Source organism: Streptomyces sp. NPDC026417 (genome assembly GCF_055567695.1).
In genome coordinates this window covers 227,021-251,108 of sequence record NZ_JBVHPY010000001.1, presented here as the reverse complement: position 1 = coordinate 251,108, position 24,088 = coordinate 227,021, and the positions used below count along the sequence as shown (strand labels likewise).

Annotated in this window: 20 protein-coding genes, 2 tRNA genes and 1 pseudogene; 5 read left to right on the top strand and 18 right to left on the bottom strand. The window is 72.5% G+C overall.

What is annotated here, in order from left to right:
- The first annotated feature begins 295 nt into the window (after nt 1-295).
- The gene (gene rpsT, locus ACZ4NT_RS01040; RefSeq protein ID WP_121403109.1) at nt 296-562 is read left to right on the top strand and encodes a 30S ribosomal protein S20; all 267 of its coding nucleotides are present in this window, start codon (nt 296-298) and stop codon (nt 560-562) included.
- Between the two features lie 569 nt (nt 563-1,131).
- Here rpsT and holA read toward each other — a convergent pair.
- The 8 genes from holA to leuS form a co-directional block, all read right to left on the bottom strand.
- Nucleotides 1,132-2,121 (bottom strand): DNA polymerase III subunit delta, encoded by a 990-nt coding sequence (holA, locus tag ACZ4NT_RS01035; RefSeq protein WP_467722537.1) that lies wholly within the window; start codon nt 2,119-2,121, stop codon nt 1,132-1,134.
- 325 nt (nt 2,122-2,446) lie between these two features.
- The gene (locus ACZ4NT_RS01030) at nt 2,447-2,692 is read right to left on the bottom strand and encodes a hypothetical protein (RefSeq protein WP_467722535.1); all 246 of its coding nucleotides are present in this window, start codon (nt 2,690-2,692) and stop codon (nt 2,447-2,449) included.
- 92 nt (nt 2,693-2,784) lie between these two features.
- Nucleotides 2,785-3,594, bottom strand: a complete 810-nt coding sequence (locus ACZ4NT_RS01025) for an arylamine N-acetyltransferase family protein (protein ID WP_467722533.1) — start codon at nt 3,592-3,594, stop codon at nt 2,785-2,787.
- Nucleotides 3,595-3,635: 41 nt separating this feature from the next.
- Nucleotides 3,636-6,326, bottom strand: a complete 2,691-nt coding sequence (locus tag ACZ4NT_RS01020; RefSeq protein WP_467722876.1) for a ComEC/Rec2 family competence protein — start codon at nt 6,324-6,326, stop codon at nt 3,636-3,638.
- A gap of 47 nt (nt 6,327-6,373) precedes the next feature.
- Nucleotides 6,374-7,519 carry a ComEA family DNA-binding protein gene (locus tag ACZ4NT_RS01015; protein ID WP_467722531.1) on the bottom strand — a complete coding sequence of 382 codons (1,146 nt, stop codon included), beginning with the start codon at nt 7,517-7,519 and terminating at the stop codon, nt 6,374-6,376.
- A gap of 367 nt (nt 7,520-7,886) precedes the next feature.
- Nucleotides 7,887-8,732 carry a DegV family protein gene (locus ACZ4NT_RS01010; protein ID WP_467722529.1) on the bottom strand — a complete coding sequence of 282 codons (846 nt, stop codon included), beginning with the start codon at nt 8,730-8,732 and terminating at the stop codon, nt 7,887-7,889.
- Between the two features lie 72 nt (nt 8,733-8,804).
- Nucleotides 8,805-9,536: a hypothetical protein gene (locus tag ACZ4NT_RS01005; protein WP_467722874.1), complete on the bottom strand. Its 732-nt coding sequence runs from the start codon at nt 9,534-9,536 to the stop codon at nt 8,805-8,807.
- A 186-nt stretch (nt 9,537-9,722) separates the two neighbouring features.
- Nucleotides 9,723-12,635 carry a leucine--tRNA ligase gene (gene leuS, locus ACZ4NT_RS01000; RefSeq protein WP_467722527.1) on the bottom strand — a complete coding sequence of 971 codons (2,913 nt, stop codon included), beginning with the start codon at nt 12,633-12,635 and terminating at the stop codon, nt 9,723-9,725.
- Nucleotides 12,636-13,050: 415 nt separating this feature from the next.
- Between leuS and ACZ4NT_RS00995 the strand changes: the two genes are divergently transcribed.
- Nucleotides 13,051-14,343 (top strand): cytochrome b/b6 domain-containing protein, encoded by a 1,293-nt coding sequence (locus ACZ4NT_RS00995; protein WP_183116852.1) that lies wholly within the window; start codon nt 13,051-13,053, stop codon nt 14,341-14,343.
- Entirely contained in the window at nt 14,344-15,963 is a 1,620-nt protein-coding gene (locus ACZ4NT_RS00990) for an NADH-quinone oxidoreductase subunit NuoF family protein (protein ID WP_121403100.1), read from the top strand.
- A 50-nt stretch (nt 15,964-16,013) separates the two neighbouring features.
- Here ACZ4NT_RS00990 and ACZ4NT_RS00985 read toward each other — a convergent pair.
- Nucleotides 16,014-16,086: transfer RNA gene (locus ACZ4NT_RS00985), tRNA-Ala, on the bottom strand.
- 113 nt (nt 16,087-16,199) lie between these two features.
- Between ACZ4NT_RS00985 and ACZ4NT_RS00980 the strand changes: the two are divergent.
- Nucleotides 16,200-17,444, top strand: a pseudogene (locus ACZ4NT_RS00980) (glycosyltransferase 87 family protein); the annotation flags it as partial.
- On the opposite strand, the gene ACZ4NT_RS00975 reads toward ACZ4NT_RS00980, so the two are convergent.
- From ACZ4NT_RS00975 to ACZ4NT_RS00935, 9 genes are all read right to left on the bottom strand, one after another.
- Nucleotides 17,380-17,613 (bottom strand): DEAD/DEAH box helicase family protein, encoded by a 234-nt coding sequence (locus tag ACZ4NT_RS00975; protein WP_121403099.1) that lies wholly within the window; start codon nt 17,611-17,613, stop codon nt 17,380-17,382. The pseudogene ACZ4NT_RS00980 and the gene ACZ4NT_RS00975 sit on opposite strands and share 65 nt — an antisense overlap.
- A 3-nt stretch (nt 17,614-17,616) precedes the next feature.
- The gene (locus ACZ4NT_RS00970; RefSeq protein ID WP_183116851.1) at nt 17,617-17,790 is read right to left on the bottom strand and encodes a hypothetical protein; all 174 of its coding nucleotides are present in this window, start codon (nt 17,788-17,790) and stop codon (nt 17,617-17,619) included.
- A gap of 404 nt (nt 17,791-18,194) precedes the next feature.
- Nucleotides 18,195-18,267, bottom strand: a tRNA-Ala gene (locus ACZ4NT_RS00965).
- Nucleotides 18,268-18,373: 106 nt separating this feature from the next.
- On the bottom strand, nt 18,374-19,045 hold the full coding sequence (locus ACZ4NT_RS00960) for a histidine phosphatase family protein (RefSeq protein ID WP_121403098.1): 672 nt from the start codon (nt 19,043-19,045) through the stop codon (nt 18,374-18,376).
- Complete coding sequence (gene rsfS / locus ACZ4NT_RS00955) at nt 19,042-19,488, bottom strand: ribosome silencing factor (protein ID WP_121403097.1); 447 nt, start codon at nt 19,486-19,488, stop codon at nt 19,042-19,044. The genes ACZ4NT_RS00960 and rsfS overlap by 4 nt, the downstream gene beginning before the upstream one ends.
- Nucleotides 19,489-19,661: 173 nt before the next feature.
- Nucleotides 19,662-21,452 (bottom strand): LCP family protein, encoded by a 1,791-nt coding sequence (locus tag ACZ4NT_RS00950; protein WP_467722524.1) that lies wholly within the window; start codon nt 21,450-21,452, stop codon nt 19,662-19,664.
- Nucleotides 21,453-21,468: 16 nt separating this feature from the next.
- Nucleotides 21,469-22,155: a nicotinate-nucleotide adenylyltransferase gene (gene nadD, locus ACZ4NT_RS00945; RefSeq protein WP_121403095.1), complete on the bottom strand. Its 687-nt coding sequence runs from the start codon at nt 22,153-22,155 to the stop codon at nt 21,469-21,471.
- 79 nt (nt 22,156-22,234) lie between these two features.
- Complete coding sequence (locus ACZ4NT_RS00940; RefSeq protein ID WP_097263999.1) at nt 22,235-22,399, bottom strand: hypothetical protein; 165 nt, start codon at nt 22,397-22,399, stop codon at nt 22,235-22,237.
- 144 nt (nt 22,400-22,543) lie between these two features.
- A complete protein-coding gene (locus ACZ4NT_RS00935; protein ID WP_183116850.1) occupies nt 22,544-22,705 on the bottom strand; it encodes a hypothetical protein in 162 nt (53 codons plus the stop codon).
- 101 nt (nt 22,706-22,806) lie between these two features.
- On the opposite strand from ACZ4NT_RS00935, the gene ACZ4NT_RS00930 reads away from it, so the two are divergent.
- Nucleotides 22,807-23,949, top strand: a complete 1,143-nt coding sequence (locus tag ACZ4NT_RS00930) for a M48 family metallopeptidase (protein WP_467722521.1) — start codon at nt 22,807-22,809, stop codon at nt 23,947-23,949.
- Nucleotides 23,950-24,088: the final 139 nt, after the last annotated feature.

Here is a 24,088-nt window from a genome sequence, read left to right as displayed (position 1 = left end):
TCTCTTGAGGCGCCTGTCGCCTCGGGTCGGATCGATACGTAGGCTCCATGGTCCCACGGGCGGCGAGCTGCGACCGGTTTGGGCCACTCCTGGGACGACTGGTAGCCTGGGTGGCTGTGTCTCATGCCCTCTCTGCACGAGGCACATACGGCTCCCCGGTTCACCGGAGGGGTATCGGCTCCGCGGGGCGACCAGCGGGGCAGCAGTTCCGCCGGTTCACCGGTGGGCTACTCGAAGATCAATCACCGGCGCGTGAGGCCTGCCCTCGCGCGCCTGAACCTGAAAAGGCTCATTCGTGGCGAACATCAAGTCCCAGATCAAGCGGATCAAGACCAACGAGAAGGCTCGGCTGCGCAACAAGGCCGTCAAGTCCTCCCTGAAGACCGCGATCCGCAAGGCCCGCGAGGCCGCTGCCGCGGGTGACGTCGAGAAGGCCACCGAGTACACGCGCGACGCGTCGCGCGCGCTCGACAAGGCCGTCTCGAAGGGCGTCATCCACAAGAACCAGGCCGCCAACAAGAAGTCGGCGCTTGCTTCGAAGGTCGCTTCCCTCAAGGGCTGAGTCGGCTGAGCCCTCGCGGGCTCGACCCCTGACTTGACCGTCGGCCGGACCCGAGCGGGCCCTCTCTCATCCGCTCCCGACCGACACCCCCGGACCCACGCGCGACCTGCGTTCGCCACGCGGGCGTGGATCCAAGAGCTTGCTCCGAGGGCCCCGGTCACTCCTCCTTCCCCAGGAGGAGCGACCGGGGCCTTCGCGCGTTCCCTGCCGGATCCGACACAGGGGTGACCGCTTCGGGGGCGTCCGCTCCTGTGGACGTGGCGGCCACGCTCAGCCCGTCCGGCGTCCGAGGGCCGGGCGGGCGGGCCCTGCGCGGGGCGTCCCAGACGAAGCCGTCGCCCTCAGCCCGTCCGGCGTCCGAGGACGAGGCCGTCACCCTCAGCCCGTCCGGCGTTTGAGGACGAGGCCGTCAGGCCGATACGGGGGTCCGGGGGCGGAGCCCCGGGTACGGGACGGGTAGGGGCGGAGGGGGCGAAAAACCCGTCCTCGGCCGAAGCGCGAACGAGGCTCACCCAAGGCAAGAGGGACAGCTCACCCCTGCCAAGAGGTGAGAGCCGGCACCGGCTCGGTCACTGGCCCCGCCGAGCCCGCGCCGCACGGGCAACGGCGACGACCGCCTTCTCGAGTGCGTACTCGGGATCGTCCCCACCTCCCTTGACCCCGGCATCGGCCTCGGCCACCGCCCGCAACGCCACGGCGACCCCGTCCGGAGTCCACCCCCGCATCTGCTGCCGCACCCGGTCGATCTTCCACGGCGGCATCCCCAGCTCACGAGCCAGGTCCGCCGGCCGCCCCCCGCGCGCGGAGGACAACTTCCCGATGGCCCGCACCCCCTGCGCCAGCGCACTCGTGATCAGCACCGGCGCGACCCCGGTCGACAGGGACCAGCGCAACGCCTCCAGCGCCTCCGCCGCCCGCCCCTCCACGGCCCGGTCCGCCACGGTGAAGCTCGACGCCTCGGCCCGCCCCGTGTAGTACCGCCCGACCACGACCTCGTCGATCGTCCCCTCGACGTCCGCGGTCAGCTGGGACACCGCGGACGCCAGCTCCCGCAGATCGCTTCCGATGGAGTCGACGAGCGCCTGACACGCCTCCGGGGTGGCCGACCGCCCGAGCGCCCGGAACTCACCGCGCACGAACGCCAGCCGGTCCGCCGGCTTCGTCATCTTCGGGCAGGCCACCTCCCGCGCCCCCACCTTGCGCGCGGCGTCGAGCAGCCCCTTGCCCTTGGCCCCGCCCGCGTGCAGCAGCACCAGGGTGATCTCCTCCGCGGGCGCCCCGAAATACGCCTTCACGTCCTTGATCGTGTCGGCCGACAGATCCTGCGCATCGCGGACGACCACGACCTTGCGCTCCGCGAACAGCGACGGGCTCGTCAACTCGGCGAGCGTGCCCGGCTGCAACTGGTCCGGCGTGAGATCCCGTACGTCCGTGTCCGCGTCGGCGGCCCGGGCGGCGGCCACCACCTCCTGCACCGCGCGGTCGAGCAGGAGATCCTCCTGGCCCACGGCGAGCGTGACGGGAGCGAGGGGGTCGTCTTGTGCAGTCTTCCTGGCCATCGCGCCAAGCATCCCACGCGCCACCGACAGGCCACCGAAGACCGGTCACGACCCGCGCCGCCCGCCCCGTAGCCGCACGCCGGGCAGACCGGGCCGCGCCGGGCAGCCCCGCGCCGGGCGGACCGCGCCGCGCCGGACAGCCCCGCGCCCGCGGGCCGGCGGAGCCCCTGACACACGCGCCCGTCGGGACCGGGCGCTCCCCACACAACCACCCGCGCCTGCCGGACCCGGCACCCCGAAGCGCTACGGGGCGAGGCGCCCGGAGACGCCGAGGCGGCCGGCACGCCAATACGGCCGGCGCCCGCCACCCCGCGGCAGGGCTGCTCTACGGCTCCTCGCGCCAGCCGTCCCACTCCGCCGCGAACTCGTCCAGCTCCCCGGCGACGAGCCGCTCCTCCGGGTCCCGCAGTACGACCAGCCACTGGGCGTCCTCGGCGTCGTCCTCGCCGGCCAGCGCGTCCCGTACGAGCAGCGGCTCCTCGTCGAGGGCGAACCGGTCCCCGAGTGCCTCCAGCGCCTCTTCCGCGGCATCACGGTCGGGCAGCACCAGCACATGTCTCACATCGCTCACGGGGACATTTTCCGCTACGCCCTTCAGCCCCGGACCGGCACCCCGCCCCGATGCGGCGGCCCCTCACCGTCCCCGCCCGGGGAGCCGGCCGCTCAGACTCCCCGCACCACCGGAACCCGGTCCAGCTCGATCCCGAACCGCTCCCGGTACACGGCCAGCACCTCCTCGTCCGTGCCCAGCTCCGACACCTCCTTCGTACCGTCGCCACCGGTCACCGTGAAGGAGCGGCCGCTCAGGGTGATGCGCCCTCCGTCATCGGTGACCCGCGAACAGACCAGGGACTGCGTGAAATGCGACGTCGGCGACGTGCTGTGCCACCAGGCTCCCGACACGAAGTCCCCCAGCACACGCGGGCGCGTCTCCAACCGGTACTGCGCCCTGCCGTCCCTCAGCACGTCCAGGTCCCCGTACTCCGAAGCACCTCCGGCCGGATCCCCCGCCGCCACCACCCGGAACGCGCCGGCCGGATCCGCCTGCTCACCCCACTCCCCGAAGGCCAGCGGCCAGTGGCTGTGCGCCCCGAAGCCCACATCGGCCAGCCAGTCGCCCCCGTCCGACGTCCGTACCCGCAGTGCCAGATGGTCGTACGGAATCCCGAGCCGTCCCTCCTCCCCGAGCACCCGCGCCGCGAGCAGCGTCACGTCGAAGCCGAGAGCCTTGAGCAACATCGCGAAGGTGCCGTTCAGTTCGTAGCAGAAGCCCCCGCGGCGAGCCCTCACCACCTTGTCCACCAACCGCTTCTCCTCCAGCACGATCTCCTCACCGAGGTGGATCGAGAGGTTCTCGAACGGCACACTCCGCAGATGCCGGAGCTGGAGATCGCGCAGCGCGTCGGAGGTGGGTCCGGCGGGGCGCACGGCCCCGATACGGCGGAGGAAGGCGTCGACCTGTGCGGAATTCATGACCTCAGTCTCCCTCCGCCGCCGCGGTCGCGCCGGTGGCTTCAGCCGCCCGCCACCCGGAGTTCCCCGCCCGCGCCGGCCACGGCGATCGCCCCGTCCCGATCGGTCCGTATCACCGCCGCGCCTCCCGCCCGCAGCGCGGCGACCGTGCTCGGCGCCGGATGACCGTACGGGTTGTCCTCACCGCACGAGATCAGCGCGAGCCGCGGAGCGACCCGGCGTATCAACTCCGGATCCTGGTAAGCCGATCCGTGGTGCGCGACCTTGAGTACGTCCACGGCACCCACCCCCGCACCGCCCGGCGACCTCAACAGGGCCTGCTGGGCGGAGGGTTCCAGGTCGCCGAGCAGGAGGAGGGACAGCCCGGCCGTCCGGACGAGCAGCGTGACGCTGGCGTCGTTCGGGCCCTCCGGAACCGGGCCCGGGACCGGGGGCGGCCACAACACCCGCCAGTCGAGGGTGCCGGTGCGGCGCCGCTCCCCCGCCACGGCCCTGGTCACCGGAATGCGCCGGGCCGCCGCCTGGGTCCGCACGAACTGCGCCTGCTCCGGGGGCTCGTCGAGACCCGTCACCTCGATGGCTCCCACCGACCGCCCGCGCAGCACGCCCGGCAGGCCCGCCACGTGGTCGGCGTGGAAGTGGGTCAGCACGACGAGCGGAATCCGCGTGATGCCGAGCATGTCCAGACATCGGTCGACGAGCACGGGGTCCGGTCCGGCGTCCACCACCACGCCCGTGCCGTCACCCGCCGCCAGCACGGTGGCGTCCCCCTGCCCCACGTCGCACGCCGCGAACCGCCAGCCGGGCGGCGGCCAGCCCGTGATCACCCGGGTCAGGGGCGGTGGCTGCACCACGACCAGCAGGAACAGTACGGCGCAGACACCGCACAGCCAGGGATGTCGCACCAGCCGTCGGCCGACGCACACGACTGCGGCCGTGACCACCGCCAGCAGCAGGGCGCCCGTCCAACTGCCCGGCCAGTCCACTCCCGAGCCGGGCAGCCCGGCCCCGGTGCGGGCGATGTCCGCGATCCAGCCGACGGGCCAACTCGCCCACCAGGCCAACCATGTGGCGACCGGCATCGCCACCGGAGCCGCCGCCAGGGCCGCGAACCCCAGCACCGTGGCCGGCGCGACCGCGAACTCGGCGAGGAGATTGCACGGCACGGCCACGAGGCTCACCCGGGCCGAGAGCACCGCCACGACCGGCGCGCACAGGGCCTGGGCGGCTGCCGCCGCGGCCAGGGCCTCGGCGACACGGGGCGGCACCCGGCGCCGCCGCAACGCGGCACTCCAGCGCGGGGCGAGCGTGAGCAGGGCGCCGGTCGCCAGCACGGAGAGCAGGAATCCGTAACTCCGGGCCAGCCAGGGGTCGTAGAGGACCAGCACCAGGACGGCGGTGGCCAGTGCCGGGATCAGGGATCTGCGGCGCCCGGTCGCGATGGCGAGGAGCACGACCCCGCCGCACGCCGCGGCCCTCAGCACGCTGGGATCCGGACGGCACACGATCACGAAGCCGAGCGTGAGCACGCCTGCGAGCAGCGCGGTCGCCCGCAACGAGATCCCGAGCCGGGCGGCCAGGCCGCGGCGTTCGGCTCGCTGAGCCAGTCCCGGCGGTCCGATGAACAGGACGAGCAGGATCGCCAGGTTGCCCCCGCTGACCGCCAGCAGATGCGCGAGATCGGTGTCCTTGAAGGCCTCGTCGAGCTCCGGCGTGAGGCGTGAGGTGTCCCCGACGACCAGGCCCGGCAGGAGCGCCCGGGCGTCCGGCGCCAGCCCGTCGGTCGCCTCCCGCAGCCCGCCGCGCAGCCGGCCCGCGAGCCGCTGCGCGCCCGACGGTTCCCCGACCACGACGGGCGGGCCTCCGCCCCGGACCCGCAGGACCCCCGCGACCCGGTCGCCGCCCGTCAGGGCGGGCACGATCCGCGCGGTCACCCGCACCCGCGTGGACGGCAGCAGCTCCAGCCACGCGGACCGCCCCGGGCCGCCCGGGCTCCGTCGCGCCCTCGCGTCCACGATCACCAGCACCGGGGTACGCGTGGCCGCGACCGACCCGTCCGGTCTCGTCAGCCGCCGCACCTCCGCGTCGAACAGCACGGCGGTCGGAACGGCTTGATCCCCTCTGCCGCGGGGCCGGATGACGCGCGGGTCGGAGGTGACCTCCACGTCCGCGGTCACGCGTGTGTACTGCCGCGCCAGGTCGGGAACGGGGCCGCGGCGCAGATCCGCTCCGTGCGCCCCGGCGGAGGCGGCGGCAGCGGCGACGCACAGCAGCACCGCGGCCACCGAGATCCGCGACCAGGCACCCCACCGGCTCGCGTGCCCGCCCGCCGGACGAGGAGGGCCGGCGTCGCCCTCGCGAGGCTCCTCACCGTCGCCCCGGCGCCCCCCGTCGGAGCCCCGGTCGCCCGGCTCGCCGCCGGCCCGCACCCCTCGGCCGCCGTCCAGCCGCCCCGTGGCGCCCGCGTCCCACGCCGCACCGGACGCCACGTCCGGCAAGCTCCCCACCGCACCCGGCGCCCCGCCCCGCGCCCCGCCACGCCCCAGCGTGAGGAGCGCGCCCGCTCCGACCAGGCAGGCCACCACCACGCCCATGACCCAGGCGGCCGAGGCGCTCACCATCGCTGCCGCGGTCGCCCACGCCGCCAGGGCGGGCGGCACCAACCGAAGGTCCGTCGGCCCTTCCTGGCGTGGGTGCGACGCCCCCAGCCGCTTGCCGGAGGCAGCGTGCACGGTCCGGCGGCCGGGAGTCCCGGTTCCCTCGGTCCGCAACGGCCCGCTCATGGCCGTACGAGGTTGCGCAGATCGGCGAAGCGACGGTCCCCGATGCCGTTCACCTCGCGGAGTTCGTCGACGGACCGGAAACCGCCGTGCCGGGCGCGGTAGTCGATGATGTGGCGGGCCAGGACGGGACCGACGCCGGGCAGCGTGTCCAGTTGGTCCGGCGTGGCTGCGTTCAGGGAGACCGGAGTCGCCGGGGCCGCTCCCGGTCCCGTCCCGGATCCGGCGGCGGACCCGCCGGTGCCGGAGGCGGCCGCCCCGCCGAGGCCCGTATCCGCCGGGGCCGCCGGGGCGCCGACCACCACCTGCTCGCCGTCCACGAGGAGGCGGGCCCGATTGAGGCCCTCGGTCTTCGCGCCCGGCCGCACGCCTCCTGCCGCGCGCAGGGCGTCGGCGACCCGTGAACCGGCCGGCAGACGTTGGATCCCGGGGCTGCGGACCTTGCCGCTGACGTCCACCACGATCTCGGTGCCGGGTCCGCCGCCCGGCACCTGCGCGCCCGCGGAGGCTTTTGGCTTCACCCCGGCGTGCGGGCCGCCGTAGGGCACGGCCGCCCGCACGACGTCGGGTGCCCGGACCTGCTGCGGGCGGCCCGCCCAGAAGTGCTGCACGGCGAGCACCGCGGCCACGACGAGCAGAACCGTGAGTGCCACCACGCTTCGGAGCTCCAGTCCGCAGCGCGCCTGCAGCCACAGCGGCATGCGGTCCCGCAGAGCCGGCCCGAACCGCTCCCGCCACGCGCCGGACCCCCCGCCGTGACCGACGGCCGAACCCGCACCCGCACCCGCACCCGTGTCGACACCGACATCGACGCCGAAGGCACGACGAGGACCGACATCAGAGAGAGGTCCGCCGACACCGGCCCGGACACCCCCGGAGCCGGCCGAGCCCTCGCCGCCATCACCAGCCCCGTCGGCGCGACCACGTCCGGCTCCCGGCGGCCCGCTCCCCCAGGCCCCCTGCTCCGCCGTTCTCTCGGCGAAGAGCGCCTCCGTGCGCCGACGGAGTGCCTCCGCCGATGCCTGTCGGCGTCCGCCCCGTCCGGAGGCGTAGCGACGGCGATGTCGGGTGCGCCCGTCGGAGACCGGACCGCGGCCCGGGCCGCTGGTCACCGTGGCTGTGCGTGAGCGTGATCGAAGTGCCATGCGCCGAGGATCGGCCACTCGACCGCCCACGCGATGATCTTGGTCAATTCCGGTGGACAACCGTCCCGTTGTGGATAACTCCCTCACCCACACGGGCCCCGGCAGACGCCAGGCCGCATCCCTCAGGCCCCACGGCCCCATCAAGCCTCACGGCCCCATCAAGCTCCTCAGGTACCTCAGGCCCCACCAAGCCAGTGAGCCCCACCAAGCCCTGAGGCAGGCTCACCACGCCCCTCAGGCGCAGTACACCCCTCCGGCTCACCAGGCACTCGGACCCGCCAATTCTCAGAGCCCTCGGGCACACCGAACCCAGATACCCGGACCCGCAGGCTCCCCGGAAACCGAAGAACCGCAAGCATCCCGCCCCTCACCGAGGCGAGACCACCGCCGCCAGCAGCCCCGGCCCCGTGTGCGCCCCGATGACCGCCCCGACCTCGCTCACATGGAGGTCCGCGAGGCCCGGGACCCGCGCCCGCAGGCGGTCCGCGAGGGCCGACGCGCGTTCGGGCGCCGCGAGATGGTGGACCGCGATGTCGACCTGTGCGCTGCCCGCCCGGTCGGCCACGATCTCCTCCAGGCGGGCGATCGCCTTGGACGCCGTCCGCACCTTCTCCAGCAACTCGATGCGCCCGCCGTCCAGCTGGAGCAGGGGTTTCACGGCGAGAGCGGAGCCCAGCAGGGCCTGCGCGGCCCCGATCCGGCCGCCCCTGCGCAGGTAGTCGAGCGTGTCGACGTAGAAGAAGGCGGACATGCCCGCGGCCCGCTTCTCCGCGGCCGTGACCGCCTCGTCGACCGTGCCGCCCGCCTCCGCCGCCGCGGCCGCGGCCAGCGCGCAGAAGCCGAGGGCCATCGCGACCATGCCGGTGTCCACCACGCGCACGGGCACCGGTGCCTCGCGCGCCGCGACGACCGCGGCGTCGTACGTGCCCGAGAACTCGGAGGAGAGGTGGAGGGAGACGATGCCCGGGGCGCCCGACTCGGCAACCTTGCGGTAGGTCTCGGCGAAGACCTCGGGGCTGGGCCGGGAGGTGGTGACGGGCCGCCGCTTCTGCAGGGCCTGGGCCACGGAGCGGGCCGAGATCTCGGTGCCCTCTTCGAGCGCCTGGTCGCCGAGGACGACGGTCAGGGGCACCGCCGTGATGCCGTGACGCTCCATCGTCCGCGGCGGCAGGTAGGCCGTTGAATCGGTGACGATCGCGACATGGCGGGACATGAGCTGGAGGTTACCTGTCGGAACGGGAGAGCGGCAGCCCGGCCCCGGGGGCCGGGGGGCGGGCCGACCGGATCACGTGGTGCTCTCGGGGCGGGGCTTCTTCTGCCAGGGGTATACCGGCCGCTGTCCGGGCGGGGTGATGGCGGGCCGGGACCGCTGATCGGCACCGCCGGTCTCGGGTGTCCCGGGCCACGTCTGTCCGCCGGACGTCGTGTCCTCCGGCTCCGGGGCGTTCGGCCAGGACGGGGTGGCGGCCGGCTCCGTCGTCCAGTGCCGCAGGGCGCCCGCTTCCACGTCTATCTGCGTGCTCAGCGAGTCGAGGTCGTCGTCCGCGAACCGGCGGGCCCGATCACGGGCCGCCCAGCGCAGGGCGTCCGCCGACCGGGTGATCCGCTCGGTGCGCTCGCGGAGCCCGGGCAGCCGGGAGGCCAGGGTGCCGCGGTCGGGTTCGGTCTCCAGGCGCTTGAGCTCGCCGTCCAGTTCGTGCCCGTGGGCGCTGAGCCGCTCGAACAGGCTCAGCGACTCCTTCAGGGACTCGTCGTCCGCGGCGCCCGCCTGCAGCGCGTCCTGCGTGGCGCGCATCGACGTACGCAGCTTCAGCCGGAGCTGCGCCAGCTCACCCGTCGGGCCCGGCTGGGCGAGGGTCCTGGCGCGCAGGGTGGTGTCCTCGACGGTGCGGCGCGCCTGGGTCAGCGTGCTCTCCACGCCGCGCTTGGCGGCGCCGACCACCTTCACGGTGACGTACGCCCCGAGGACCACGAACAGCAGGAAGAGCAGCACCACCACTGCGATCACGGCTTCCACCACGCTCCTCCTCCGTCCGGCCCCCGGCGACTGCCACGGTCCTTCAACGGTAAACGCAACGGGCAGGTCCGGAGTTCCACGAGAACCCCGAACCTGCCCGTAGGGGACTACCCCGACAGTTCGCGCACGGACACCGCCGGCGGGCGGTGAATCGCCGCCCGCCGCGCGCCGCCCGCCGGTCCGCGGCTAGGCCGGGACGATGTTGACCAGCTTCGGCGCCCGCACGATGACCTTGCGGATTCCGGCGCCGGCCAGGGCGGCGACGACCTTCTCGTCGGCCAACGCCACCTTCTCCAGTTCCTCGTCGGAGATGGACGGGGAGACCTCCAGGCGGGCCTTGACCTTGCCCTTGATCTGCACGACACAGGTCACGGCCTCGTCCACCACGTAGGCGGGATCGGCGACGGGGAAGTCCTGGTGGACGACCGACTCCGCACGGCCCAGCCTGCGCCACAGCTCCTCGGCGATGTGCGGGGCCAGCGGGGCGACCAGCAGCACCAGGGACTCGGCCACGGTGCGCGCCACCGGACCGCCCGCCTTGGTCAGGTGGTTGTTCAGCTCGGTGACCTTGGCGATGGCGGTGTTGAAGCGCAGGCCCTCCAGGTCCTGGCGGACGCCGTCGATCGCCTTGTGCAGGGCACGCAGGGTGGCCTCGTCCGGCTCGGCGTCGACCACCGTGACCTCGCCCGTGGTCTCGTCGACCACGTTGCGCCACAGCCGCTGCAGCAGCCGGAACTGGCCCACCACCGCGCGCGTGTCCCACGGCCGGGACACATCCAAGGGGCCCATCGCCATCTCGTACAGGCGCAGGGTGTCCGCCCCGTACTCGGCGCAGATCTCGTCCGGAGTGACCGCGTTCTTCAGGGACTTGCCCATCTTGCCCAGCAGCCGGGAGACCTGCTCGCCCTCGAAGTAGTACGCGCCGTCGCGCTCCTCCACCTCGGCGGCCGGGACCGCGATGCCGCGGCTGTCGCGGTAGACGTAGGCCTGGATCATGCCCTGGTTGAACAGCTTGTGGAACGGCTCGGCCGAGGACACGTGGCCCAGGTCGAACAGGACCTTCGACCAGAAGCGCGCGTACAGCAGGTGCAGCACGGCGTGCTCGGCGCCGCCCACGTACAGGTCGACACCGCCGTGCGGCTGCCCCTCGCGGGGGCCCATCCAGTACTGCTCGACGACGGGGTCGACCAGCTTCCGGTCGTTGTGCGGGTCCAGGTAGCGCAGCTCGTACCAGCAGGAACCGGCCCAGTTGGGCATGGTGTTGGTCTCGCGGCGGTACTTCTTCGGCCCGTCGCCCAGGTCCAGGGTGACGTTGACCCAGTCCTCGTTGCGGGACAGCGGGGTCTCCGGGGACGTGTCCGCGTCGTCCGGGTCGAAGGTGCGCGGCGAGTAGTCCTCGACCTCGGGCAGCTCCAGCGGCAGCATCGACTCGGGCAGCGGGTGGGCGATGCCGTCCTCGTCGTAGACGATCGGGAAGGGCTCGCCCCAGTAGCGCTGGCGGCTGAACAGCCAGTCGCGCAGCCGGAAGTTGACGGTTCCCTCGCCGATGCCCTTGCGGGCCAGCCAGTCGGTGATGCGCGCCTTGGCCTCGGTGACGCCCAGACCGTCCAGGGAGATGTCGTCGCCCGTGGAGTTGATGATCTTCGCGTCGTACGAGGCGAAGGCGTCGTCCCAGGTGGCGGGGTCGGTGCCCCGGCCGTCGGACGGCTCGACGACGCAGCGCATCGGCAGCTCGAAGGCGCGCGCGAAGGCGAAGTCGCGGGTGTCGTGGGCCGGGACGGCCATGATCGCGCCGGTGCCGTAGCCCATCAGGACGTAGTCCGCGATGAAGACCGGCACCTGCTCGCCGCTGACCGGGTTGGTCGCGTACACGCCGGTGAAGACGCCGGTCTTGTCCTTGGCCTCGGCCTGCCGCTCGACGTCGGACTTCGAGGCGGCCTGCGCGCGGTAGGCGGCGACGGCCTCCGCGGGGGTCGCGTGACCGCCGGTCCAGACGTCGTGGGTGTCCGCGGGCCAGGCGTCCGGCACGAACGTGTCGACCAGCGGGTGTTCGGGCGCCAGCACCATGTAGGTGGCGCCGAACAGCGTGTCCTGGCGGGTGGTGAAGACCGTGATCGCCTCCCCGTCGACGGGGAAGTCGACGCGGGCGCCCTCGGAGCGGCCGATCCAGTTGCGCTGCTGCAGCTTGATGGCCTCGGGCCAGTCCAGCGCGTCCAGGTCGTCCAGCAGCCGGTCCGCGTAGGCGGTGATGCGCATGTTCCACTGGCGCAGCTTGGCCTTGAAGACGGGGAAGTTGCCGCGCTCGGAGCGGCCGTCGGCGGTGACCTCCTCGTTGGCCAGCACGGTGCCCAGGCCGGGGCACCAGTTGACGGGCGCATCGGAGGCGTACGCCAGTCGGTACTCGCCCAGCAGGTCGGCGCGCTCCGCGGCGGTCAGCTCACTCCACGCGCGCGGGGTGCCGTCCGGGCCCGTCACGGGGCGCTCGCCGGACTCGAACAGGGCGACCAGCTCGGCGATCGGGCGGGCCCGGCCGGCCTCCTCGTCGTACCAGGAGTTGAAGATCTGCAGGAAGATCCACTGGGTCCACTTGTAGTACTCGGGGTCGATCGTGGCGAACGACCGGCGCTTGTCGTGGCCCAGGCCCAGCCGGCGCAGCTGGACCTTCATGTTCTCGATGTTGGCCTCCGTGGAGACCCGCGGGTGCGTGCCCGTCTGCACGGCGTACTGCTCGGCGGGCAGGCCGAAGGCGTCGAAGCCCAGGGTGTGCAGGACGTTGTGGCCGGTCATCCGCTGGAACCGTGCGAAGACGTCGGTGGCGATGTATCCCAGGGGGTGGCCGACGTGCAGGCCCGCACCCGAGGGGTACGGGAACATGTCCATGATGAACTTCTTGGGCTTCGCGACGAGAGCGGGATCGCCTGCCAGGTCACCGGTCGGGTTGGGCGCCGCGTACGTGCCCTCCGCGTCCCAGAAGTCCTGCCAGCGTGCCTCGATGTCCGCGGCCATGGCGGCCGTGTAGCGGTGCGGCGCGGCCACCTCGGAGGCGGAGGGGGTACCGCCCGCGCCGTCGGCGGCGGGGGAGGCATTCGTCTCGCTCATGATCCTCAAAGCTCCATCGATCGTCTCTGCCAGCGGCTTGGGAAATGAAAAAGCCCCTCGCACAGGAGGGGACGCCGCGCCGATGCCGACCACGATTCCTCAGTGGCCGGGACTGATCAGCGCGGCTCGCTAAGCAGAAGGCGTACGGCACGCATGGCGTCAGGGTACCCCAGCCCCGGCGGGGGTCGCGACGGGCTTCCGGCCACGCCTGGCACCCAGTGCCGGTCCCCCGCGCACAGAAAAAAGCTGAACAACGTTCAAAAGTTACTTCGCGTAACGGTCACTAAGGGGCAACACGAGCACCTTGCGGCTCTTAGATAACGACGCAATAACTCAAACCTCGTATCCATAGGTATGGCTCGACTTAGAGTGCGCCTTCGGGACCGCTTCCCCGAACTCTTTGGGAGTACCCCCCATGAAACCTCGTCGCAAGAACAGCTCGCTCCCCCAACCCGGCCGGTCGGCCTATGGGGTGGCGTCGGCTGCCGTCCTGCTCCTCATACCCCTGGTCGTCCTGCTCGGGGGTGACGGAGTCCGGGACTTCCTCAACTTCGGTGCCGGTGTGCTGTCCCTGGTCGCGCTCACGTGCTCCGTGGTGTGGGGGCTGGTCGCGACCGACCGGCTGTTCCTCAACACGCGCCAGCGCCTGATCGCGCAGGCCGTGCACCGCACGACCGCGGTCTCCTCGGTCGCGTTCCTCCTACTGCACATCACGGTGAAGCTGGCGCTGGACCACACCACGCTGATCGCCGCCGTCGTCCCCTTCGGGCTGGGCGTCTCGGGCACCAACGGGCTCATCGGCTTCGGCTCGCTCGCCGGACTGCTCATGATCTTCACGGCCGTCACCGGCGCCCTGCGCAGCGCGTTCGCCTCGCCCGCGCCGATCGCGGCCCGCTGGCGCGCCGTGCACATGCTGGCCTACCCCGCCTGGTGCTCCGCGCTCGTGCACGGCCTGTACGCGGGCCGTCCCGCGAAGCCCTACGTCACGGTGCTCTACAGCCTCTGCCTGGTCGCCGTCATGGCCGCCCTGGCGCTGCGCTCGGCCTCCGGGCCCTACAAGCGCAGGGTCGCCGACCGGATCCTGGCCGTCCTCGGCGAGGCCGGCGGCCTCGGCGCACGGGCCGCGCGCGAGGAGCGCGAGGCACCCCGTGCCGGTGCGGACACGTCCCGGCCGGGCTCCGCGTCCCGGCAGTCCGCGCAGGACACGTTCGTGCCCCCGCAGCGCCTGCCGTCCGCCGCGCAGTCGCTGTACGCCACCCCGGCCCCGGCCGCCGAGGCGGCGGGCGGCGGTTTCGCCGCCGCCTACCGCGCCGTCGGGGGCAGCTCGCCCACCGGGGATCCGCTGACCGACCCGATGGAGCGGGTCCAGATCCCCTTGGACACCCAGCCGACGGAGGCCATGCCCCGCTTCGACGGCAGCACCTCGGGCAACTGGCCCATCCCCTCCCCGCCGCCCGTCGGCGAGGCCCCGCGTTCCGCCTACGACCCGCTCGCCGACACGGGATACAACATCCCGGTCTACGACAATCAGGGCGGCAACGGATATGGCGCGAGTGATGTGTACGACACCGGTGAGACGAACCCCCTCTACGGCACGTACAACACCAACGACACGTACGACAGCGGTCCCACGACTGACGTACTGCCGGGCGCCTACGACGCTCCTGGCTCCGGTGAATCATGGAACGCCCCTTCCGGAGGCTTTTAAGTGAACGAGGCCCTGCCCGACGTCCCAGAGGTCCGCGTGGTCGGACTTCCGCAGCTCACGTCGGGTTTCGACCTGGTTGAACGACTTGACCTGCCGATGCACCTCAAGGTGCACGGTCCGCTCGAACCGATGGGCGGAGAACAGCTCGCGGGCCTCGCCGAGGCGATCTCCCTGAAGGGCCGGGGCGGCGCGGGGTTCCCCTTCGCCAAGAAGCTGCGCACGGTCGCGGAATCGGCCATCAAGAAAGGCATCCGGCCCGTCGTGGTCGTCAACGGCAGCGAGGACGAACCCGCCTGCCGCAAGGACACGGTGCTCATCAACCGCGCCCCGCACCTCATCCTGGACGGGGCGCTGCTGGCCGCCGAGGCGATGGGCGCCCGCACCCTGGTCATCGGTGTGACCCGGGCGTCGACGCAGGCCTCGATGGAGGCGGCGCTGGCCGAACGCGGACTGAGCAACCGGCGCGGATCGGCCCTGCGCGCGCGGGTGCAGCGCAACCCGGTGCGCATGGTCACCGGAGCGGCGGCCTCACTGATCCGCTCCATCGACGGCGGCCCGGCGATCCCGCCCGGCCGCAAGATCAGCGCGTCGCAGAGCGGGGTCGGCGGAGCGCCCACCCTGCTCTCGAACGCCGAGACCTTCGCCCAGCTGGCCATCGCCGCCCGCATCGGCCCCGAGCGCTACCGCAACACCGGCCTGTACGACGAACCCGGCACCGTCATGCTCACCGTCTCCGGCGCGGTCGCGCGCCCCATGGTGATCGAGGTCCCGACCGGGGTGCCGCTGCGGTACGTGCTCCAGCTGGCCGGCGCCCCGCCGAACCCGCAGGGCGTGCTCACCGGCGGCTACCACGGCAAGTGGCTGGACGCGGCGGCGCTCGACGGGGCGATCGTCTCGCGCAACTCCCTGGACGCCGTGGGCGGTTCCCTCGGCGCGGGCGCGATCCTCCCGATCAGCCAGCAGACGTGCCCGCTCGGCGAGTCGCTGCGCGTGGCCCAGTGGCTGGCCGAGGAGAGCGCCGGACAGTGCGGCCCCTGCTACCTCGGCCTGCCCGCCGCGGCGCGGGGCCTGGAGGACATCCTCAACGGCGGGGGCCCCGCGGCCCTGGAGGCCGTGAAGCAGGTCGCCAAGGCCGTGAAGCGACGCGGTGCGTGCTCGCACCCGGACGGCTCGGCGATGTTCATCGAGTCCACGCTCAAGGCGTTCACGGACGACCTGGCCGCGCATGTCCTCGGCAACGGCTGCGGCAGGCCCGTGGAGGGCGTGCTGCCGCTCTTCGAGGGCGGCCAGACCCCGACCGGCATCCCGGGCGGCCAGGGGCAGCTGGAGGCCGGCCCGAGCCGCCAGAAGATCTTCGTCGACTGGACGCTGTGCCGCGGCCACGGTCTGTGCGCGGACATCCTTCCGGAGGTCTTCGAGCTGGGCGCCGACGGTTTCCCCACCGTCGCGCAGGCGCAGGTGCCCCGGTACGCGGAGGCGAAGGCCCTGCGTGCGGTGCGGCGCTGCCCGGCGCTCGCCCTGCGCATCGAGGAGGACACCAGGTCCTCCGCCCCGGCCCGCAACAACCTGCCCGTTCTCTCGCAGGGCCGCGGTCGCCGGGCTCTGGGCAGCGGCCGCTGAACACGACGAAGGCGGGCCACTCGATTCGAGTGGCCCGCCTTCAACTGCTGTGGAGCTAAGGAGAATTGAACTCCTGACCTCCTGCATGCCATGCAGGCGCTCTACCAACTGAGCTATAGCCCCTTGCGGTGTTCCGCCCGGTTCCCCCGGCGGCGACGCCAACATTACACGGTCTCCCGGGTGCATCACCAAATCGTTTCCGTTCTGTACGGATACGGGGGATAGTGTCGGCCTTCGTGACCTTGATCGCCGTCCCCCGTGACCGCCGCGCCCGCCTCGCCCTGGGGGCCTGCCTGCTGTCCTTCACGGCGTTCTGGATCGCCCAGCGGGCCGCACACGTGTCGCTGGTCGACCTGATGGTGTACCGCGCGGAGGGCGCGACGGTACGCGCCGGCGGCGACCTCTACGCGCTGCGGGCGACGCGGGCCCGTCTCCCCGCCACGTATCCGCCCTTCGCCGCCCTGCTCTTCGTCCCGTTGACCCTGCCGGGCGCCGGGACCGTACGCACCCTGGCCACGGCCGGGAACCTCGCCCTGGTCGTGGCGTTCGCCGGGCTCGCGCTGCGGCTGGTCGGGCACCGGCGCCGGGAGGGCGTCTGGTGGGTGGCGGCGGCGTCCGTGTGGTGCGAACCGGTGTGGACGACCCTGCGGTACGGGCAGATCAACCTGCTGATCGCCGTCCTGGTGCTGTGGGACCTGACCCGCCGGCCCGGCCACCGGTGGGCCGGACTCGGCATCGGGATCGCCGCGGCCATCAAGCTGACGCCCGCGCTTTTCGCCGTCTTCCTGCTGGTCACCGCACTGACGGCACGGATCGGCCGGCACTCCGGGGAGCCGTGGCTGGGGCACGCGCGCGGGGCGGCCGTCGCCTTCGCGGGCGCCACGCTGTCGGCGGCGGCGCTCCTGCCGCACGACTCCTGGCGGTTCTGGACCCGCATCGTCTTCGAGGCGGAGCGCGCCGGGCTCGCGGAGAACACCGCGAACCAGTCGCTGCGCGGGCTGCTGGCCCGGCTGCTGCACTCCCCCGACCCGGGGTGGTGGTGGGTCGCCGCGGCGGCGTGCGCGGGCGCCGCGGGACTCGCCGTCTCGGTGGCCGCGGAGCTGCGCGGCCACCGCTCCTGGGCGACGGCCGCCTGTGCGGCGACGGCCCTGCTGGTGAGCCCGGTCTCCTGGTCGCACCACTGGGTCTGGTGCGTGCCGATGGCGCTGGTGGCGGCGGCCGACCCGAGGCGGGCCGGGTGGGCGGCGCTGGTCTTCTGCTCGTACGCGCCGTGGTGGGTGCCGCACGGTCCGGGCCGGCACGAACTGCGGCAGACGGGTGCCGAGTTGACGTTGTCGGCGCTCTACGCCGCGGCCGCCCTGGGCTTCCTCGCCCTGACCGCGGCCAGGTTCGCGCGGTCCGGGCCGGACGGCGGGCTCAGGCCGTCGCGAACGAGTAGAACCGCTTCAGAGTGCAGTGCTCGTCCAGGAGTCGCCCGTAGATGGGCTCACCCTCCAACTCCCGGTAGGTCTCGATCGGATCGCCTTTTATGATCAGCGCCCGTGCGCATTCCTCGCACCAGTACTGGTAGTCGTGATTGAGCGGTTCCATGTCGCGGACGATCGGCGTGCCGCTGCCGCACCAATCGCACTTCCGCCTGTGTGCACCCATCGATCAGCTCCAGCTGTGGCCGCAGGCCGTGCACACGTAGGAGATCCCGCCGTTGTCCCCGAGGACCTGGGCGACATGGGCGGAACCGCAGGAAGGGCAGTCGAGGAGGGTGGCTGTCTTCCGGATCACCGCCGCTCCGGGGAGACGGTCGATCCCCCCGAGGATGCTCGCTGGCATCGCTACTCCCTCCCGTCGGGCCGCGCCCCCTTCCGGCCGTCTGATTCTGCCACGGCCGGGCCGATACGGTCAGCGACGCCCGCGTACCAGTCCGGACACGCCACCCGGCCTCGCGGGGGCGGCCGGTACGAACGTGCACGCCAGAGCCACATCCGCAGAGGTATACGCCCCGGGAGCCCCAAGTGACTCAAGCAGAACCGAGAAGAGTACGCCGGAGTCCGCGAGCGCCCACCCTACGCCCGCCACGGACGCCGCGCCGAACGTCAACCGGACCGGAACGGGGGCCTGTTGCCCCACTCCCCCGCCGGGACCGGACGGAACGGGGGGGCAGACGAAAAATCCCGCCCCCTGACGGAGGCGGGATCTTCATCACCGGTCTTCGACGACTCCGGAGAGCCGGTCCGTGGAGCTAAGGAGAATTGAACTCCTGACCTCCTGCATGCCATGCAGGCGCTCTACCAACTGAGCTATAGCCCCTTGCGTTCTTCCCGCTCGGCGGGGCGAACAAGAAGAACTTTAACCGGTGACCTGCCGGAAAGTGAAATCCGGGTCCCGACCCCTCGCGAGGGCGCACGTGGACGGCTCAGTCGTCGTCGCCGAGCACCGGCTCGGGCAGCGTGCCCGCGTTGTGCTCCAGCAGCCGCCAGCCGCGCGCGCCCTGTCCGAGGACCGACCAGCAGCAGTTGGAGAGGCCGCCGAGGCTCTCCCAGTGCTGGGATTCGAGACCGAGGAGGCGCCCGATGGTCGTACGGATGGTGCCTCCGTGGCTGACCACCACGAGGGTGCCGTCCTCGGGGAGCTTGTCGGCGTGCCGCAGCACCACCGGAGCGGCGCGGTCGGCGACCTCGCTCTCCAGCTCGCCACCGCCGCGGCGGACGGACTCACCGCGCTTCCACGCGGCGTACTCCTCGCCGTGCCTGGCGATGATCTCGGTGTGCGTCAGCCCCTGCCAGACGCCGGCATAGGTCTCGCGCAGCCCCTCGTCGTGGGCCACCTCCAGGCCGGTGAGCGCGGCCAACTGGGCAGCCGTGTCGGCGGCGCGCCGGAGGTCGGATGCGATGATCGCGTCCGGACGCAGCGAGGCGAGCAGCCGGGCGGCCCGGCGGGCCTGGCCGATGCCGGTCTCGGTGAGTTCGACGTCGGTGGTGCCCTGGAAACGGCGCTCCACGTTCCAGGAGGTCTGGCCGTGCCGCCACAGGATGATGCGGCGGCCCCGGCCCTTCTTCCGCTCGTCCGCTCCCGCGGGTCCGCTCACAGCAGCCCCCCGAAGTCGGCTGAGTCCTCCTCCTCGGCCTGCAGCTTGGCGTGCTCCTCGGCCTTGCCGCGCGTCGCCTTGGCGTCGGCGGGCAGCTCCAGCTCGGGGCAGTCCTTCCAGAGGCGCTCCAGCGCGTAGAAGACGCGCTCCTCGCTGTGCTGGACGTGGACGACGATGTCGACGTAGTCGAGGAGGACCCAGCGGGCCTCGCGGTCGCCCTCGCGGCGGACCGGCTTGGCGCCGAGCTCCTTGTTCAGCCGCTCCTCGATCTCGTCGACGATCGACTTGACCTGGCGGTCGTTGGGTGCGGAGGCCAGCAGGAAGGCGTCCGTGATCGACAGCACGTCGCTGACGTCGTAGGCGATGATGTCGTGCGCGAGCTTGTCGGCGGCCGCCTGGGAGGCGGTGGTGATGAGCTCGATCGAACGGTCAGTGGCGGTCACTACGAAGCTTTCGGTCGGGAACAGGGATGGCTGGGGTACGGGGTCGCCCCCGCGCGCCGCAGCCCGTCGGCGGTCTGGAACCCTCACGGGTCACCTCAAGGGTCTCACGGCGCGCCGACGACACCCCACGTGATGACGGGATCACGCCCCGGACCTGCCGGGGCGCTCTCCCGTCAGGACGCGGTGCGGAAGTCCTGGCCCAGCACGACCGACACGTCCGCGTTGGACGTGACCTTGCCCTTCTTCACCGAGGCGGTGGGCAGGCCGAGGGTCTTGGCGACCTCGATCGCGTCGTCCTTGCTCTTCGCGTCGGCGTAGGTGATCCCGGACACGCTCCGGGTGGCGTCGGCGGTGCCGCCGTCCACGAAGGTGTAGCCGCCGTTGATCAGGGCCACGCGGGCCTTCTCGGCGCCCTCCTTGGTGCCGCCGGCGTTCGTGATGCCGACCCGCACCGCGTCGCCCTGCTGCGGGCTCTTCGCGGCACCGCCCAGGACGTTCTTGACGACGCCGTCGCCGGTCCTCGCGGTGAGCGTGCCGTCGGACCGCACCGGCAGCAGCGTGGTCCGGAAGTCGCCGCCCTTGGCGTGGTCGGCGAGCTTGGCGAGGAAGGAGCCGAGATCCTTGTCGTTCAGGGAGGGGTCGAGGATCTGGGCCAGCGTCTGCACGGTGGTCGTGGCGGCCTGCGGGTCGGACGAGAGCTTGCGGAGGACGCCCTGCATGACCTGGCCGAACCGCTGCAGCTGCGCGTCCTGGGCCTCGCCCGAGGCGCGGTAGGTGGCGTAGGCGACGGCCATCCTGCCGCTGAGGGTCTGCTTCTCGCCCCGGTGCACGAGGGGGTCGGCGCCCTTCTTGGACGACTTGGCGTCGGGGTCGGGCACGTCGGTGTCGGTGTCGATGTCGATGTTGCCGACGAGCTCGACGAGGTTGTTCAGGTAGGGGGTGTCGAGGCGCCAGGTGCCCTCGATGTCGGTGCCCAGGACCGTGTCGATCGCGTCGCGCGTGCCCGAGGAGCCGTCGTCGTCCACGGACTTGGCGAGCGTGGTCGTGGTGCCGTCGTCGCCGGTCAGGGCCAGCGAGTTGGGCAGCAGGACGGTCGCGCCCCGCCCGGTGGTGGTGTTGTCGACGAGCAGCGCCGTGGAGGTGCCGCCCTTCTTGGTGTTGTGGAGGTGGACGACGATCACGTCGCGGTTCTGCGCCCCCGCGGACGTGGGGGTGCCGGAGGCGGCGTCCGAGGAACTGCCGGGCAGCTTGCCCGCGTACCAGAGGTAGCCGACGCCGCCGACGGCCACCAGGGCGAGGACCACGACCAGGGCGACGACCCGGCTGCGGGCGCGGCGCTTGGCCTCCTCGCGCCGCTCGGTGCGGTTCTCGGTGAACTTCAGCCAGTCGATGACGTCCTCGGAGTCACCGTCCGGGTCCTCGACGAACGCGAACTGCTCGTCGCCGCGGTCCCGTTCGGCGGCGCGCGGCGCGTTCTCCTCCTCCGCGGGTGCGGACTGCTGGGGGATGTACGCGGTCTGTTCCGCGACCCGCGGCTGCCGGCCGGTGCCCGAGGCCTGGCCGTAGGGGTCGTACGCGCTCCCGTCGGCCCCCGTGGCCGGCCGGCCGTAGGGGTCGTAGGACGCGTACGGGTCGTAGGGCGGTACGGGCTGCTGCTGCCCGGTGTCGTAGGGGGCCACCGGCTGCTGCTGCCCGGTGTCATAGGGGGCCACCGGCTGCTGCTGCCCGGTGTCATAGGGGGCCACCGGCTGCTGCTGCCCGGTGTCGTAGGCGGACGCGGGGGGCTCGGCGCCGGTCGCGTACGGGTCGTAGCCGTACCCCTGCTGCTGCCCGTAGGGGTCGTACCCCTGCTGCTGCGGGACCTGCCCGGGCGGCACCTGCCGGTACACAGGCTGCCCGAACTCGTCGTAGCCGACGATCTCGTACTGGTCGCCGCCCGCGTATCCGTCGTATCGGTCGTTCACCGGTGCCCCTCTCGGCTCACTCGCCGCGGTACAGCTCGCGCTTGTCGATATAGCGCACCACACCGTCCGGCACCAGGTACCAGACGGGGTCGCCCTTGGCGACCCGGGCCCGGCAGTCCGTGGACGAGATGGCGAGCGCGGGGACCTCGACGAGCGAGACACCGCCCTCGGGGAGACCCGGGTCCGTCAGGGTGTGGCCGGGCCGGGTGACCCCGATGAAGTGCGCGAGGGAGAAGAGTTCCTCCGTGTACCGCCAGGTCAGGATCTGGCCGAGCGCGTCGGCGCCCGTGATGAAGAACAGGTCCGTGTCGGGGTTGAGCGCACGCAGGTCGCGCAGGGTGTCCGTGGTGTAGGTCGGGCCGCCGCGGTCGATGTCGATGCGGCTCACCGAAAACTGCGGGTTCTCGGCGGTCGCGATGACCGTCATCAGATAGCGGTCCTCGGCCGGGGTGACCTCGCGTGCGGTCTTCTGCCACGGCTGCCCGGTCGGCACGAACACGACCTCGTCGAGGTGGAACTGCGCGGCGACCTCACTGGCCGCCACGAGGTGCCCGTGGTGGATCGGGTCGAACGTCCCGCCCATGACGCCGAGGCGGCGCTTGCCCGGGGTCGACGGGCCGTGGCCCGTGCCCGGCACCAGGCGGTCCACGGCGCGGTGTCCGGCGCCGCTCGCCGGACCGGTAGGCATGTCCTGCTCTCCCATGCGTGCAGACCCTACCGGCCCGGCCGACGGGCTCCGGCCGACAGGCCCCCCTGCCCCGTCCCGGCCGCCCGGACGGGACTCAGCGGTCCCGGTTGAAACGGGTGGTGATCCACAGCAGGAGGAGCAGCACGACGAACGCGCCGCCACCGGTCAGGTACGGGCTGAGGCTCTCGTGGTTGCCGCCGTGCTCCTCGCCCTCTGCGGCAAGGGTGACCAACTGGGCAGCGGTGCTGTGGAAGCTCATCTTCGGCAGGACCTATCCGGTGTGGGCGGGATAAAGACGTCCGGGCCATCGTATGCGGGGGCCCCGGCACCCCTCACCCCGACTCCGCCGTTGGGGAGGCCGGTTGCCCGCGGAGGCGGCCGTACCGTGCCCACCGCCGGGGGGTCAGTCGTCGTCGCGCTTGTAGCCGCGCAGCAGGAACCAGGCGAGCAGGACGATCCCGACCACGCAGACGATCAGCACGACCCGGAGCAGACTGCCCGGCCCCTGCTGGTCCGCCGCGCTCGCGGCCTCGGTGAGCCAGGCGGCTGCGGGGATGTGCTCCATGGGATCGCTCCTTACGGTGTGCTGCCCTGCCACCGTATCTCCGCCTAGGCTGGAGTCCGCTTCGGGGGCAACACAGGGCAATCACACGCATGGGGGAACACATGTCCGACGACAGCCACGGGCAGAACGGGCACGAGCGGGTGCCGGGCAGGTCGCGCAGGCGCTTCCCGGAGATCTCCTCGCGGGCGTACGAGCATCCGGCCGACCGCTCGGCCCTGGTGGCGCTGCGCAGGCTCAGCGGTTTCGACACGGTCTTCAAGGCACTCAGCGGGCTGCTTCCCGAGCGCAGTCTGCGGCTGCTCTTCCTGTCGGACTCGGTGCGGGTCTCGGACGCGCAGTTCGCGCACCTCAACGACATGCTGCGGGACGCCTGCTACATCCTGGACCTGCAGAAGGTCCCGCCGATGTACGTCACGCAGGACCCCCGTCCGAACGCGATGTGCATCGGCCTGGACGAGCCGATCATCGTCGTCACCACGGGGCTGGTCGAGCTGCTGGACGAGGAGGAGATGCGGGCGGTCGTCGGCCACGAGGTGGGCCACGCGCTGTCCGGCCACTCGGTGTACCGCACGATCCTGCTGTTCCTGACCAGCCTGGCGATCCGGGTCGCCTGGATCCCGCTCGGGAACCTCGCGATCATGGCGATCGTGACCGCGCTGCGCGAGTGGTTCCGCAAGTCCGAACTGTCGGCGGACCGCGCGGGGCTGCTGGTCGGACAGGACCTGCTGGCCTCCATGCGGGGCCTGATGAAGATCGCGGGCGGCAACCACCTGCACGAGATGAACGTGGACGCGTTCCTCGCCCAGGCCGAGGAGTACGAGGCGGGCGGCGACCTGCGCGACTCCGTGCTCAAGATCCTCAACGCCCTCCCCCGGTCCCACCCGTTCACCACGGTGCGCGCGGCCGAGCTGAAGAAGTGGGCCGAGTCCCGCGACTACCAGCGGATCATGGACGGCCACTACCCGCGGCGGACCGAGGACAAGGACACCTCGGTCTCGGACTCCTTCCGGCAGTCCGCGGCCAGCTACGCCAGTGACGTCAAGAACTCCAAGGACCCGCTGATGAAGCTGGTCAGCGATCTCGCGGGCGGCGCGGGCGACCTCGGCGGACGGGTGCGGCGCGGCTTCGGCGGCTTCGCCTCGGGCGGCGCCCCGAAGGACGGGGCCCCGCCGCAGACGCCGCCGCAGGACGGGCCGCCCCGGGACGAGGACCCCTACGGCGACCACCCCGACGGAAGGGCCTGACCTCGGGGCGGGTGCCCCTGGGACGGCCGGCCCCGGGGCGGGGGGGGGGGGGGGGGGGGGGGGGGGGGGGGGGGGGGGGGGGGGGGGGGGGGGGGGGGGGGAGAAAGATGAAATGCGCGCCGACGCCGTTCTCCTTACC